Genomic DNA, 14998 nt, shown 5'->3' on the forward strand with positions numbered 1-14998 from the left:
GTTAAAAAAACAGCTATGCGGTTTATAAAACCTCATAGCTGTTTATCATAAATTTTATTATTTTCTTCTATTTCTTAAAAAAGTAGGTATATTTATCTCTTCTGGATCAAAAGCCTGGCTTTCCACTACTTCTTCTTTCTCTCTTGTCATTGTAGTTGCTGCTACTTCTTCTTTAACTTCTTGTTTTTGAATTCTTCTTATTTCTTCTTCAAAACCTGTAGCAATAACAGTGATTCTTATTTCATCTTTTAATGTCTCATCAATCACAGCACCAAATATTATGTTAGCATCTGGGTCAGCAGCCTCTTGAACTATTTCTGCCGCTTCATTAATTTCTAAAAGACCTAAATCAGCTCCTCCAGTTACATTTAATAATACTCCAGTAGCTCCTACAATTGATGTCTCTAATAATGGTGATGATATAGCTTGCTTTGCTGCATCTTGAGCTCTATTATCGCCAGTACCAGTTCCAACCCCCATATGTGCTAAACCTTTGTCCAACATAACTGCTCTAACATCTGCAAAGTCAAGATTAACAAGTCCAGGTATAGTTATTAAATCAGATATACCTTGTACACCTTGTCTTAATACATCATCTGCAAATTTAAAAGATTCAAGTAAAGTAGTTTTTTTATCAACCATTGACAATAATCTTTCATTAGGAATTGTAACTAATGTATCTACTTTTTCTTTAAGATTCTCTATACCCATTTCTGCGTGTTTCATTCTTCTTCTTCCTTCAAAAGGAAATGGCTTAGTAACTACTCCAACAGTCAATATACCTAAAGATTTAGCTATTTCAGCTACTACAGGGGCAGCTCCAGTTCCAGTTCCCCCACCCATACCAGCAGTTATAAACACCATATCAGCGCCTTTAATAGCCTCTTCGATTTCTTCTCTACTTTCTTCAGCAGCTTTTTTCCCAATCTCTGGGTTAGCTCCTGCTCCTAAACCTTTAGTTAATTTTTCTCCTACTTGTATTTTCTGATTAGCATGTGAAAGCATAAGTGCTTGCTTATCAGTATTTATAGCAATAAATTCAACATTTCTTAATCCTTCAACAATCATTCTATTAACGGCGTTACTACCTCCGCCACCACAGCCAACAACCTTTATATTGGCAAAATCATGCATATCTACTTCAAAGTCTAACAAAGTAATTCCTCCTTTAGAAAATTTCCTTTAGTAAAATTTTATTTTAGTTAATTCGTTATTAATAGTTCATTTGTTTACTACTTTCCTTAGTTAAAATATTCTCAATTGTAAAAATCCTATACATTAATTTTAAATCATCATATACATCCTTTACAAGTGGTAAGGATGAATTTGTTGAAGAAATTTGTAAATAAGTCTCATTTGGAGATAAAATTAACAATTTTCCTACAAATATTATAAACATTTCTTAGTATTTTCAAAATAAATTAAGATATCACCAAAAATAACTATATTATTTATTTTATCATACTATTTTCGTTTTTTTAACTGAAATATTATGATTTTAAGGATTTATTAAATTATTTTATAAAAATTATCAATAATTTCCCTATGAATATTCTGGTTATATTCCCTCTCATTATATTATCGTAAATAAAATGATTTGTTTTATAACCAAATTAAAATATTTATTCTCATTTCAGAAAGAAATTAGAACTATTAAGTATATTCAACAAAACTTTAATTTTTCCTCTATGTAAATTATACCAAAAACAAAAAAACATACAGTTTCCTGTATGTTAATTCACCTTCTCTAACTCAGTTATATCTATATTTCTAGTGTGAGCTGTATGAGACCATTCTTTTTTATTTTTATCTATCATACCTTGAATAGATATTGGTACCCATGTTAAAGAATATATAGGATTTAAAATATAATATAGTAGTATTTTAAAGCTTAACTTTCTTTCTAAAACCAATATTATAGGATTATATAAAAATTGTAGTATTATTAGTCCAGTCGCTCCAACCTTTGTAATATTAGCATTAAAATTATTAAGAGTACTTAGAACTCCCGATATAAGCTCTGGGGCATTAACAACTTGATTATACATATTTAAAACCAAAGCTATTCCAAGCAAAACTATAATTATCGGTTGTATACTATAAAGTGCACAATCTAAAACCACAACATTAAGCTCTTTTATTCCCTTTTTCAATAACTTAAAGAAATATCTACTAGATACATCTGCAAATCCTTGCATCCATCTTTTTCTTTGAGCCCAAGACTGCCCTAATGTTAAAGGTTTTTCATCATAGATGATAGCATCATGTGCCCATCCAACCTTATATCCATTCAGTACAAGCTTACAAGTAAACTCTAAGTCTTCTGTTAAACAAGTAGCTCCCCATCCTAATTCTCTAAGTATATCTGTTTTTATACAAAAACCTGTACCTCCTAATTGGCTTGATAATCCGATATTTGCTCTGGCCAATTGGAATATTCTATTAGATAACCAAAAAGATATTGAGTAGTTAGCTGTAATCCATGTATCATTAGGATTTTTAGAATCTAAATATCCTTGAACAACTTTATATCCATCTAAAAATTTGTTGTTAATTTCACTTAAAAAGTTCTTGCTTACCAAATTGTCGGCATCAAAAACTGCAACTGAATCATATTGCTTCTTCATGGAAAACAATTTATTAAACATCCACTCTAAAGCATATCCTTTTCCTCTTTTCTCTGCATCCATTCTTTCAAAAACTTGTGCACCACATTGTCTAGCAATTCTAGCTGTATTATCAGTGCAATTGTCTGCTATAACGAAAATATCATATAATTCTTTAGGGTAATCTAACCTATTTAAACTATCTATTATACCGCTAATAACTTTCTCTTCATTATGAGCCGCAACAACTAATGCAAAACTTGTTGTGGGTTTCTTTTTCTTCTTTGATTTAACCTTAATAAGTCCAAAAAATGAAAGAAATAAAAAGTACATTGATATTACAAATACTACGTTTGAATAAATAACTGAGATATAGTCTAGTATACCTTTTATATATTGCATCAAAAGTTCCCCCCTAATTCATACCCATTTTAGCATAAAACAACTTATAATACTACTTATTGTTCGCCTTAATATGTTAATTTATTGCTAATTATTTAATTTTTTTGGGTCTATATCAAATATATTTAAAAACTAATTTGTAAGATGAATCTGATATCTTACAAATTAGTTTTATCTAAAGCAACATAATTCTTTTAATAGTCTCTCTATCAACGGCATAACTTAAAGCTGTCTCTTGACTAATAATTCCTTTTCTATATAACTCAGCTAAAGCCATATCCATAGTCTTCATTCCATATTTGCTTCCAGTTTGTATTGATGATTCAATTTGATGGGTTTTTCCTTCTCTTATTATATTTTGAATTCCTGGGGTAGTGATCATAACTTCTAATGCTGCTACTCTACTTTGTTTATCAGCTGTTGGTACCAATTGTTGCGAAACAATTCCTTGTAAAACTGCTGACAATTGAATTCTTATTTGTTGTTGCTGGTGCGGAGGGAAAACATCTACTATTCTATCTATAGTCTTTGCAGCTCCAATAGTATGTAGTGTTGAAAAGACTAAATGCCCTGTTTCAGCAGCTGTTATTGCTATAGCTATAGTTTCAAGATCTCTCATCTCTCCAACTAGAATAACATCAGGGTCCTCTCTTAATATAGCTCTTAAAGCATTTTGATAACTATTTGAATCTTTTCCTATTTCTCTTTGATTAATTATACACTTATCATGTTTATGTAAAAATTCTATAGGATCTTCTAAAGTTATTACATGAGCTTCTCTATTATGATTTATTTCATTAAGCATGGCAGCCAAAGTAGTAGATTTACCGCTTCCAGTTGGCCCTGTAACTAGAACTAATCCTCTCTTTTTCTCTGTTAACTCTTTTAATACAGGTGGATGACTAAGCTCTTGAAGTGTAGGTATCTTTAATGCAATAACTCTAAGTGCTAATGCATCTGAATTTCTTTGTTTAAATACATTCACTCTAAATCTACCTAAGCCAGCAATTGAATAAGATGTATCATATTCACCCACTTGACTATATTCTGAAAATTTTTCTTCTAGTATTTCTTTTGCAAATTTTTCGGTGTCTACAGGAGTTAGATTAGAACTTCCTATTTTAATTAATCCACCATTAACTCTAATTACAGGTGGAATTCCTACTGTAAGATGCAAATCTGATGCCCCTAACTCTAATGTTTTACTTAACAGTTCAACTAAAACGTACATTAATTTCCTCCAATCTAAGGTGTAATAAAAAATATCAATAATAACTAATTATACCATTAATAAACTAAATTCTATACTAAAATTTAAATTCCTTTTTTTCATAAAAAATTATAGTTAATGACCAGAGTTAACCTCTGGTCATTAACTATATCTTATTAAAGTTCATCTCTTTATTTAGCTTTTTTAAAGCTTTCTTTTCTATTCTTGATACATAAGATCTAGATATACCTAAAATTACAGCTATTTCTCTTTGAGTTTTAACCTTTCCATCTATTAATCCATATCTCATCTCTAAGATTTCTCTTTCCCTTGTACTTAAAAACTTACTCATTTTATTATAGAGACTTCTCACTTGTAGATTATTTTCAACTATTTCAACTACAGAATCACTTTCACTGCTCAATACATCCATTAAACATATCTCGTTACCTTCTTTATCTATTCCTATAGGATCTTGTAAATATACTTCACTTTTATTTTTTTTATTATTTCTAAAAAGCATAAGTATTTCATTTTCGATACATCTAGCTGCATAAGTAGCTAATCTAGTACCTTTTGAAGAGTCAAAAGACTCTATGGCTTTAATTAAGCCTACAGTTCCTATAGAGATTAAATCATCTACATCCTTGTTCTGCATTGAATACTTTTTTACTATATGTGCTACTAATCTTAAGTTTCTTTCGATAAGTATACTTTTCGCTGATACATCTCCTTCATGGAATTTTTTTAAATACAATTCCTCATCAGCTTCTGAAAGTGGCTTTGGAAATGTATTATTATTGTTATTTATATACCCAGTCAATAAAGGTAAGTTACATATTATATCTATAAGGTTACTAATCATAAACACAGATGTGCCTCCTAATAATGCTTATTAATATAATATGAAATAATGATCCAATGTTGCATGTATCATTAAATTTATTTTAAAAGTTCTAAAACAATATCTTTAAAAACAGGGGCTGCTGTGTTTCCACCTACTAAATCTTCTCCTTGTTTGTTTTTCCCATTAATGTCTGGAACAAAAACTATCATAGTGTAATTTTTATTTCCTTTTTTGAAATATCCTCCAAACCATCCATGGGTAGTTCCATTGCTTCCAGTAGCAGAACCAGTTTTTCCTCCGATTTCAACATTTTTTATATATGCTGTTGTACCAGTTCCTTTACTAACAACATCTCTCATATTACTTTTTATTAAGTTTGCTGTTTCCTTTGATATAACTGTAGTCTTTTTATAATTAAAGGTATCTACAACATTATCTTTATTATCCACAAACCCTTCTATTACACTTGGCTCAACATATACACCATTATTTACAATAGTATTTATGGCACCTGCCATCTGTATTGGCGTTACTGTCATAGATTGACCTATTGCTATATTTCTTAAACTAGCCTCTTCTAAAGGTTTTTGTCCAGTAACCTCTTTTGTTAAACCAAGTACTTTAGAATACAGTCCCTGCTTCTCAGCCATCTCCATTAACTTGTCATAACCAACCTTTTGAGCTACATGGTAAAAAGTATCATTACAAGATATCTCAAGGGCTTTTCTAACGGTTAGAGTACCATGAGAATAAGGTTTTCCATCTTTTTGACATATTTGTCCTGTACAGGTAAAGGTTGAATCCAAAGTTACTGCTTTATTCTCTAAAGCTGCCTCTTCTACTATTAATTTAAATGTTGAAGCAGGTTCAAACCCTAAGCCTTCAGCTCCAATTAAGATGTTTGGCATAGAGTCATCTTTTTGAGCTAATGCCTTAATTTTTCCTGTCTCACTATCCATAAGTATAACCCCTATATTACTTAAATTAGAAAACTGCTCTTTATTTAATATATCTTTTATTTTTTCATTCATATCAAGGTCTATGGTTAATTTAATATTTTTATTTTCTGGATTTACTCCTAATACTCCAGCCTTGTAAGTTCCATCTTTTTCAATCTCAAATTTTCCTTGAGGAGGATCGTTAGATTTTATCTCTTTTAGAAGCTTTTCCTCAAGTGAGTCTTCCTCGTAATTATTTTTTTCATTTATATTGCTTAAAATATCTCCAATTCCCCAGGCGTAGTTTCTTTCTATTTCATCATATACATATGTATATATTCCCTTAACACCCTGAATCTTATTAACTTTTTCATAAGCCTCTTGATTAACAACAAAATAACTTTTTCCACCTTTTTTCAGAACCTCATCATAGGCAAAGTTATCTACCTGTGACTTCATAATAAAGTTAAAGGCTAAAAGCCCCTCAATGTTTTCTTCAAAATTATTTAAAGAAAAAGGTTTAGAATCTATTACAACAACATATTTTTTCTTGTAGCTTCTTAAGTCCTTGCCATTAGTATCTAAAAGCATGTAATTTGTTTCTGACAAATTTTCTACTTGAGTATTAGCTACAGCTCCCTTGGTACTTTGAGGACTATATTTTGTAACAACATCATATGTTCTGTATGATAAAACTAATAAAATTAGCGAAAATACTATAATCATGGCTCTTAGTCTTTTTGAATATTTTTTTCTTAACAAAAAAAACACCTCCCCAGCTAAATTTTTGACTCTAGAGAGATGTTTTATTCAATTAATTTTGTAAAATTTGAGTTATTTTAGAAACCATGATATCTATTGCAACCTTATTCTGTCCACCTTCTGGTATTATAATGTCAGCATACCTTTTAGTAGGCTCTGTAAATTGAAGATGCATTGGTTTAACTACTGATAGGTATTGATCAATAACAGACTCAACAGTTCTTCCTCTTTCTTTAATATCTCTAACCATTCTTCTGATTATTCTAACATCAGCATCAGTATCAACATAAATCTTTATATCTAATAGATCTCTTATTCTTTCATCTTCAAGAACTAATATTCCTTCTATTATTATGATTTCTTTTGAATCAACCTTTATAGTTTCACTTTTTCTATTATGATTTGAAAAATCGTATATAGGCTTATCTATGCTTTTACATTCTAGTAATTGCTTAAGATGTTCAACTAATAAATCATTATCAAAAGCTTTTGGATGATCATAATTAGTTTTAACTCTTTCTTCCATACTTAAATGTGACTGATCTTTGTAATAAGAATCTTGTTCAATCATACCTATACGATTTTCAGAAAAGTTATTATATATTTCTTTTGCTATAGTGCTTTTGCCTGAGCCAGTTCCCCCAGTAATTCCAATAAGAATAGGTTTATTCATAATATCCCCCTCTAGTTATCTTTTCCTTTAATAAGCATATCTTTAACTTTTAAAGGAGCATCTACTTTAATTGAGAATATCATTTGAGCCCTTGGTGCAACTTCAATCTTTTCACCTTTTCCATCATGCATATCGGATAATACTATCTCATAGTTTTCTCCAACAGGGCCTAATACCTCTACCTTATCTCCTTCAAATACTCTGTTTCTTTGCTCTATCGTAGCTATTTTATTTACTTCATCATATTCTTTAACCACACCAACTATATCGTAATCTCTTACATAGGATGATGTGTCATATACTTGTTTATTAGGTTCATTAAAATAAAATCCTGTATGATAACTTCTATGTGATACCTTTAATAAATTATCTACCCAAGACTGCTTAAGTTCATATCCTTCTGGATTCGCTAAATATGCATCTATTGCCTGTCTATAAGACTTAACTATAGCTGCTACATAGTAGGAGCTTTTCATTCTTCCTTCTATTTTAAATGAATATATTCCACTTTCCATCAGTTCTGGAATATGTTCAATCATACATAGATCTTTAGAATTCATTATGTAACTTCCCTTATCATCTTCAATTATAGGGAAGTATTCTCCTGGTCTTTTCTCTTCAACTAAATAATACTTATATCTGCAAGGCTGCGCACAAGCCCCTCTATTAGAATCTCTTCCTGTCATGTAATTAGACATTACACATCTTCCAGAATAGCTCATACACATAGAACCATGAATAAATGCTTCTATCTCACATTCTTCAGGAAGGTTTTCTCTTACATCATTAATTTCTTTCATAGTAAGCTCTCTTGCAAGAACTATTCTTTTAACCCCTTGATCATACCAAAATTTAGCTGATCTCCAGTTAGTATTATTAGCTTGAGTACTTAAGTGTATCTCTAGCTCAGGAACAACTTCTCTAGCAGTAGCTATTATACCAGGGTCTGCTACTATTATAGCATCTACTTCAAGAGAATATATTTCTTTTAGATAATCCTCTAAACCATATAAATCTCCATTATGAGGAATTACGTTTAAAGTCATATAGACTTTTTTCCCTCTTTTATGAGCATATTCTACCCCTTCTTTTATTTGTTCATTTGTAAAATTATCAGCAAAAGCTCTTAAATTAAGCTTATTCCCACCTAAATAAACTGCATCAGCACCGTAATCTATGGCTGTTTTCAACTTCTCTAAACTACCTGCTGGTGCTAGTAGTTCTGGTATCCTCATAACCCTACCTCCTTTTAGTTATAGCTATCCCATCACCCATTGGTATAACAGAGGTGATTAAGCTTTCATCTTTTGATACTAAGTCTAAATATGTTTTCATTCTTTTTACTATAGTTATTTTTCTTCTTTGAAGTAAATCTCTAGAAGCAACCATTCCTCTAAAAAGTACATTATCTGCAATAATAATTCCATCTTGTTTAAGAAGTCTTAAACAGTGAGGTAAAAAATGATTATAATGTCCTTTTCCAGCATCCATAAAAATCATATCATACTCTTCATCTAAGCTTTCTAAAATTTCTAAACAGTCACCTTTTAGAATTTTTATATTATCCTCTAAAGAAAATCTTTTAATATTCTCTTCTGCCATAGTTATCATCTCTTCGCTTCTTTCTATGGTAGTTATATGAGCAAGCTTTCCACTTGCCTCATACATCATTATTGCAGAATATCCTATAGCTGTACCTAACTCTAAAATTTTTAAAGGCTTTTGAAAACTTACCATGAACTCTAAAAACTTTGCAGTTTCTTTTTGAACTATTGGAACTTTATTTTCTTTTGCATAATCTTCGAGTTCCTTTAAGATTCCAATATTTTCAGGAATAAGTCCTCTTATATAGCTTTCCATATAATCATAAGTAATTCCGCTCATTTTCCCTCCAACCTTTAAAGGTAAATTTACTCTTAATATAATTAAAAGCCCTAAGGCTATTAATTATTTTTTATTTCTTGATGTTGTTCTTTTTCTTTCTCCGCTATTTAAAACTCTTTTTCTCATTCTTATGTTTTCAGGAGTAACCTCTACTAATTCATCGCTATTGATGAACTCTAAAGATTGTTCAAGAGACATCGCTCTAGGAGTTGTTAATTTTAAAGCATCATCTGAACCTGAAGATCTAGTATTTGTTAATTGCTTTCTCTTACATACATTAACATCTAAATCATCAGCTCTTGAAGATTCTCCAACTATCATTCCTTCATATACATCAACTCCAGCACCTATAAATAAGGTACCTCTTTCTTGAGCATTGTATAATCCATAAGTTATAGCTTCACCTGATTCAAAAGCAACTATTGATCCTCTGCTTCTTCCTGGAATTTCACCCTTAAATGGCTCATATCCGTGGAATACGTGGTTCATTATACCATTACCTTTAGTATCAGTTAAGAATTCATTTCTAAATCCTATAAGTCCTCTAGCTGGGATATTAAATTCTAATCTTGTATAACCATTTTGAGCAGATGTCATATTAACCATTTCTGCTTTTCTTGGTCCTAATTTTTCCATAACAGGTCCCATAAATTCTTCTGGAACATCTATAGTTAAATATTCTATTGGCTCAAGCTTCTTACCATTTTCAATTTTAAATATAACATTAGCTTTAGAAACTTGTAGCTCATATCCTTCTCTTCTCATAGTTTCGATTAATATTGATAAGTGAAGTTCTCCTCTACCAGATACTTCGAAACAGTCTGGAGTAATTTCTACAACTTTTAAACTTACGTTTGTTTCAAGTTCTTTAAATAATCTGTCTCTTAAATGTCTTGAAGTTATAAAGTCTCCTTCTTTACCTGCAAATGGTGAGTCATTAACCATAAAGTTCATGCTTAAAGTAGGCTCGTCTATATCAACAAATGGTAGTGCTTCTGGATTAGCAGAATCTGCTATAGTTTCACCTATATTAGCATCACCAATACCTGAAACAGCGATTATATCTCCAATTGAAGCAGTATCAGCATCCACTCTTTTAAGTCCTTCATAGGTATAGATATTAGAAGCTTTAAAGTTAGTTGTACTTCCATCTTTTCTAACTATTGATAAGTTTTGGTTTTTCTTTATAGTTCCACGAACTATTTTACCAATAGCTATTTTACCTACATACTCACTAGTATCTAATGTAGTTATAAGCATTTGAAGTGGTTCTTCTGGATATCCTTTAGGAGCATCTACTCTTTCAACTATAGTATTAAATAAAGGTTCCATGTTACTTGATTCTTCATCTATCTCAAGTTTTGCTATACCTTCTCTTGCTGATGCATAAACTATAGGGAAATCTAATTGCTCATCTTCAGCACCAAGTTCTAAGAATAAGTCAAAAACTTCGTCTATAACTTCTTCTGGTCTAGCATTAGGTTTATCAATTTTGTTTATTACAACTATAGGTTTTAATCCAAGTTCAAGTGCTTTTCTTAAAACGAATTTAGTTTGTGGCATTGGACCTTCATAAGAATCTACTACAAGCAGAACAGAGTCTACCATTTTAAGAACACGTTCAACTTCTCCACCAAAGTCAGCATGGCCTGGTGTATCTATAATGTTGATCTTTATACCATTATGTATAACAGCAGTATTTTTAGAAAGAATTGTTATTCCTCTTTCTTTTTCTAGGTCATTAGAGTCCATTACTCTTTCTTCTACTCTTTCGTTAGTTCTGAATATATTACTTTGTTTTAATAGTGCGTCTACCAATGTTGTCTTACCATGGTCAACATGGGCAATAATTGCTATATTTCTTATATCTTCTCTTACAGTTAAGTTCATTATTTATTCCTCCAAACAATTTGCAAAATAAAATTGGATACTTACGTATCCAATTTCATGTCTATACTACATTCTAATCTTATAGTGAGAAAAAGTCAAACTTTATTCTTGAGAAGGTGCAATAATATTTACACCTATTGCCTCATTTAAAGTTTTTAAAATACCATCCCACATAACAGCGAAGCTAGCTTCAGATGAAATGTAATTTGAAACTTCTGGATTTAAAGTCATAATAGTTCCAAAGTTTCTCATTTCTTCTTGAGTCTCTGCTGAAACAGTTCCAGTTTGCACTTGCTCACTATATGCTTTAAATTGAATCTTTCTAAAATCTTCAACCATCTTTTTAGCTTCTGGGTTACCATTTATTTTTTCTGTAGCCTCTCTATAGGCCACAACTTGAGAATCTTCTTTTAAGGCTTTAGCTAATTCATTTACCTTATCATTAATGTTTGCCATAAATTTCTCCTAAATCTATATTTCCATTATTATAGGAAGAATCATAGGTCTTCTCTTAGTTTTTTCATATAAGAAATTTCTTAATTCATCCTTAATATTTGTTTTCATTGTAGCCCAATCAGTTATCTTTTTCTCTTCACAGTTTCTTAGTACCTTTTTAACTATCTCTCTAGCATCATCCATAAGTCTTTCAGATTCTCTAACATATACAAATCCTCTAGAAATTATATCAGGACCAGCTATAACAGTACTAGATTCTTTTTCAATAGTAACTACAACAGTAAGTATTCCATCTTGTGATAGATGTTTTCTGTCTCTTAAAACAATATTTCCAACATCTCCAACACCAAGTCCATCAACAAAAATTTGTCCTGAAGTTACTGTTCCATTTTTTCTTATAGAATCTCTTGTAACCTCTATAACTTCCCCATTTTCAGGAATATGGATATTCTTCTCAGGAAGTCCTAACTTCATAGCTAGTTCTCCATGTTGTTTTAAGTGTCTAAACTCTCCATGCACAGGTATGAAGTTTCTTGGTTTAACTAAAGTATGCATAAGTTTAAGTTCTTCTTGGAAAGCATGACCTGATACGTGAACATCAGCTAACGCTTCATAAATAACATCTGCACCTTTTTTAAATAAAAGATTTATAACTCTAGAAACCAACTTTTCATTACCTGGAATTGGTGAAGCTGATATTATAACAGTATCCCCTTCAATAACATTAAGTTTCTTATGATCAGAACTTGCCATTCTAGCAAGAGCTGACATAGGCTCACCTTGGCTGCCTGTAGTTATTACAACAACCTTATCATTAGGATACTTATTAATATCGTCAACGCTTATTAATACATCCTTATTAAATTCTATATATCCAAGCTCTACAGCAACTTGAACAACATTCTCCATACTTCTACCTGAAACAGCTACTTTTCTGCCATATATTTGAGCCGCAGTTATAATTTGCTGTATTCTGTGAACATTGGATGCAAATGTTGCAACTATTATTCTGCCTTTAGCTTTTCCAAAAAAATTAATAAAGTTCTCACCAACCACTCTTTCAGACAAGGTATAACCTGGTCTTTCAACATTAGTAGAGTCAGCAAGCATTACAAGTACTCCTTTTCTTCCAAGCTCAGCTAGTCTTGAAAAATCAGTTGGTTCATTATCAATAGGAGTATAGTCTATCTTAAAATCACCAGTGTGAAGTACTGCTCCAATAGGGGTGTGAATTGCTATTGCACATGCATCTGCAATGGAGTGATTTATCTTTATAAACTCCACAGACACAGCATTAAGTTTCACAACCTCTCTTGGTTTTACTCTTATAAGTTCAACTGAACTTAATAAACCGTGCTCTTTTAATTTTGTTTCAACTAACCCTAAGGTAAGTTTAGTTCCATACACAGGAACATTTAATTGCTTTAAGACATAAGGTAATGCTCCTATATGATCTTCATGACCATGAGTTAAGAATATTCCTCTAACCTTATCAGCGTTCTTCTGTAGGTATGATACATCTGGAATTACAACGTCTATTCCAAACATATCTTCATCTGGAAACTTCATTCCGCAATCTATTACTACGATATCATCTTTAAATTCAATAGCAGTAATGTTTTTCCCGATCTCACTAATTCCCCCAAGAGGAATTATTTTAACCTTTGCTTTTTCTCTTTTCATATTTCCCCTCCTTCTTATAGGTGTCTACAAAGGATGTCATCTCAATCGAGAGGATACCTTTATTTATTTGTCTCTACATTTATCACAAACTCCAAAAAACTTAACTGAGTGATCCGTTATCGCAAAGTTATAAGAATTTTGAATCTTTTGTTCAATTTCATCTAATAAATCGTCTTCCACTTCTATAACCCCACCACAAACGTTACATACTAAGTGGTGATGTCTATGATTTTCGCCCTCATGAGCTAATTCGAATCTAGCACAACCATCATCTAAATCCAATTTATATATTATACCTAAATCTTCAAGTAAAAGTATGGTTCTATAAACCGTAGCTAGCCCGATCTCTGGACAATCTCTCTTTACCTCATCATAAATTTCCTCAGCAGTTAAATGCTTACCCTCATTTTTGATTATAGAGTTTACAATCGCTCTTCTTTGAGGTGTCAGCTTATACCCTTTTTTCTTAAAATCTTCCTTTAAAGAATTTACTTCTTCCTCATTTAAATATGGCATAAAATTACCCTCTCTTCTATAAATTACTCACTAAATAACGTTTCATAAGCTTCTGCAACCATCTCAAATTCATTTTCGTCTTCTATGCTTACAAGAACCTCGTTTCCATCTTCATCTTTAACAATTTTTAACGCAACAGCTTCTTCTTCATCCCCATCTGAAGGAATAACTATTACATATTCATTTTCTTCAATATCAAGTTTTGTCACAACATCAAATTCTTTTTCTTCTCCGTCCTCATCTAATAAGGTAATTTTATCAACTTCGTTTTCCATAAAAACACTCCTTTAAATATTTTAAAATTATATATTAAGCCTTAACCCTATCTAGATTTTCTATCTAAATAGCCCTGTAAGATAAAGGTTGCAGCTATTTTATCCACTATTTTTTTTCTTTTTTCTCTTGATAAGTCCGCTTCTAACATAGCTCTATGAGCAGCCACAGTTGTAAGTCTTTCATCCCAATACACAATTTCAGGATTAAAAGCAGCCTTTAACTTTTCGCAAAATTTATATGTTCTCTCTCCTGCTTCTCCTATAGTTCCATTCATATTTTTTGGTAGTCCTATCACTATAGTTTGTACAGAATACTCATCATATATCCTTTTTATTTCTTCGATATCGCTATTAAAATTCTTCCTTTTTACAGTAGTAATTCCTTGTGCAGTAAACCCTAAAGGATCGCTTACAGCAACTCCTATAGTTTTAGTGCCTAAATCTAAACCTAAAATACGCATTATATATACTCCTCAATTAACACTCAATTAACAATAAAGAGCACCCGAAGGCACTCTTTACTCTATTCCTAGATAGGATTTTATTACTTCTTCTAGAATCTCATCTCTTTCTAGTTTTCTCACTAGAGCTCTAGCTCCATTGTAGTTAGTAATATATGTTGGATCTCCGGAAATCAAGTAGCCTACTAATTGATTCACAGGATTATATCCTTTCTCAATAAGTGAATCATAAACTTCTGTCAGCATTGCCTTTGTTAAATCTTTTTTATCTCTATTTCTATCAAACATCATAGTATTTTGTATATTGTCGTTCATAATTCGCTGCTAAAAGGCAGCTTCACCATCCCTTCGCACAATATTACATTAACATATTAATAAATATACCCATTATCTAA

General features: G+C 31.1%; 15 protein-coding genes. All 15 read right to left on the reverse strand.

The window, feature by feature from the left end:
* Positions 1–57: 57 nt before the first annotated feature.
* The 15 genes from ftsZ to L1S49_RS12090 all read right to left on the reverse strand — a co-directional run bounded on the left by ftsZ (position 58) and on the right by L1S49_RS12090 (position 14918).
* Complete coding sequence (gene ftsZ / locus L1S49_RS12020; RefSeq protein WP_238904672.1) at positions 58–1155, reverse strand: cell division protein FtsZ; 1098 nt, start codon at positions 1153–1155, stop codon at positions 58–60.
* A 578-nt stretch (positions 1156–1733) separates the two neighbouring features.
* Positions 1734–3008 carry a glycosyltransferase family 2 protein gene (locus L1S49_RS12025; protein WP_073015859.1) on the reverse strand — a complete coding sequence of 425 codons (1275 nt, stop codon included), beginning with the start codon at positions 3006–3008 and terminating at the stop codon, positions 1734–1736.
* A 175-nt stretch (positions 3009–3183) separates the two neighbouring features.
* A complete protein-coding gene (locus L1S49_RS12030; RefSeq protein ID WP_238904675.1) occupies positions 3184–4239 on the reverse strand; it encodes a type IV pilus twitching motility protein PilT in 1056 nt (351 codons plus the stop codon).
* Positions 4240–4384: 145 nt separating this feature from the next.
* The gene (gene sigK, locus L1S49_RS12035) at positions 4385–5089 is read right to left on the reverse strand and encodes an RNA polymerase sporulation sigma factor SigK (protein ID WP_021802200.1); all 705 of its coding nucleotides are present in this window, start codon (positions 5087–5089) and stop codon (positions 4385–4387) included.
* 71 nt (positions 5090–5160) lie between these two features.
* Positions 5161–6765, reverse strand: coding sequence for a penicillin-binding transpeptidase domain-containing protein (locus L1S49_RS12040; RefSeq protein WP_238904678.1), 1605 nt, complete (start codon positions 6763–6765; stop codon positions 5161–5163).
* Positions 6766–6817: 52 nt separating this feature from the next.
* On the reverse strand, positions 6818–7438 hold the full coding sequence (gene udk, locus L1S49_RS12045) for a uridine kinase (protein ID WP_073015857.1): 621 nt from the start codon (positions 7436–7438) through the stop codon (positions 6818–6820).
* Positions 7439–7449: 11 nt separating this feature from the next.
* The gene (locus tag L1S49_RS12050) at positions 7450–8673 is read right to left on the reverse strand and encodes a U32 family peptidase (RefSeq protein ID WP_238904680.1); all 1224 of its coding nucleotides are present in this window, start codon (positions 8671–8673) and stop codon (positions 7450–7452) included.
* A gap of 4 nt (positions 8674–8677) precedes the next feature.
* Positions 8678–9322, reverse strand: coding sequence for an O-methyltransferase (locus L1S49_RS12055; protein ID WP_238904689.1), 645 nt, complete (start codon positions 9320–9322; stop codon positions 8678–8680).
* Positions 9323–9385: 63 nt separating this feature from the next.
* Positions 9386–11212, reverse strand: coding sequence for a translational GTPase TypA (gene typA / locus L1S49_RS12060; RefSeq protein WP_238904700.1), 1827 nt, complete (start codon positions 11210–11212; stop codon positions 9386–9388).
* 102 nt (positions 11213–11314) lie between these two features.
* A complete protein-coding gene (locus L1S49_RS12065; protein ID WP_073015853.1) occupies positions 11315–11668 on the reverse strand; it encodes a YlbF family regulator in 354 nt (117 codons plus the stop codon).
* Positions 11669–11683: 15 nt separating this feature from the next.
* Entirely contained in the window at positions 11684–13351 is a 1668-nt protein-coding gene (locus L1S49_RS12070) for a ribonuclease J (protein WP_073015852.1), read from the reverse strand.
* Between the two features lie 63 nt (positions 13352–13414).
* A complete protein-coding gene (locus tag L1S49_RS12075; protein WP_021802208.1) occupies positions 13415–13867 on the reverse strand; it encodes a Fur family transcriptional regulator in 453 nt (150 codons plus the stop codon).
* A gap of 23 nt (positions 13868–13890) precedes the next feature.
* Complete coding sequence (locus L1S49_RS12080; RefSeq protein WP_073015851.1) at positions 13891–14142, reverse strand: DUF1292 domain-containing protein; 252 nt, start codon at positions 14140–14142, stop codon at positions 13891–13893.
* Between the two features lie 47 nt (positions 14143–14189).
* The gene (gene ruvX / locus L1S49_RS12085) at positions 14190–14603 is read right to left on the reverse strand and encodes a Holliday junction resolvase RuvX (RefSeq protein WP_021802210.1); all 414 of its coding nucleotides are present in this window, start codon (positions 14601–14603) and stop codon (positions 14190–14192) included.
* A 57-nt stretch (positions 14604–14660) separates the two neighbouring features.
* Complete coding sequence (locus tag L1S49_RS12090; RefSeq protein ID WP_021802211.1) at positions 14661–14918, reverse strand: IreB family regulatory phosphoprotein; 258 nt, start codon at positions 14916–14918, stop codon at positions 14661–14663.
* Positions 14919–14998 lie beyond the last annotated feature (80 nt).

Source organism: Clostridium sp. YIM B02506, from assembly GCF_022324845.1.
GTDB classification, from domain to species: domain Bacteria; phylum Bacillota; class Clostridia; order Clostridiales; family Clostridiaceae; genus Clostridium_T; species Clostridium_T intestinale.

Coding starts and splice junctions, on each gene's coding strand:
- L1S49_RS12025 (WP_073015859.1), bottom strand. CDS start 3,008: ATGCAATATATAAAAGGTATACTAGACTATATCTCAGTTATTTATTCA.
- L1S49_RS12030 (WP_238904675.1), bottom strand. CDS start 4,239: ATGTACGTTTTAGTTGAACTGTTAAGTAAAACATTAGAGTTAGGGGCA.
- udk (WP_073015857.1), bottom strand. CDS start 7,438: ATGAATAAACCTATTCTTATTGGAATTACTGGGGGAACTGGCTCAGGC.
- L1S49_RS12050 (WP_238904680.1), bottom strand. CDS start 8,673: ATGAGGATACCAGAACTACTAGCACCAGCAGGTAGTTTAGAGAAGTTG.
- L1S49_RS12055 (WP_238904689.1), bottom strand. CDS start 9,322: ATGAGCGGAATTACTTATGATTATATGGAAAGCTATATAAGAGGACTT.
- typA (WP_238904700.1), bottom strand. CDS start 11,212: ATGAACTTAACTGTAAGAGAAGATATAAGAAATATAGCAATTATTGCC.
- L1S49_RS12065 (WP_073015853.1), bottom strand. CDS start 11,668: ATGGCAAACATTAATGATAAGGTAAATGAATTAGCTAAAGCCTTAAAA.
- L1S49_RS12070 (WP_073015852.1), bottom strand. CDS start 13,351: ATGAAAAGAGAAAAAGCAAAGGTTAAAATAATTCCTCTTGGGGGAATT.
- L1S49_RS12075 (WP_021802208.1), bottom strand. CDS start 13,867: ATGCCATATTTAAATGAGGAAGAAGTAAATTCTTTAAAGGAAGATTTT.
- L1S49_RS12080 (WP_073015851.1), bottom strand. CDS start 14,142: ATGGAAAACGAAGTTGATAAAATTACCTTATTAGATGAGGACGGAGAA.
- ruvX (WP_021802210.1), bottom strand. CDS start 14,603: ATGCGTATTTTAGGTTTAGATTTAGGCACTAAAACTATAGGAGTTGCT.
- L1S49_RS12090 (WP_021802211.1), bottom strand. CDS start 14,918: ATGAACGACAATATACAAAATACTATGATGTTTGATAGAAATAGAGAT.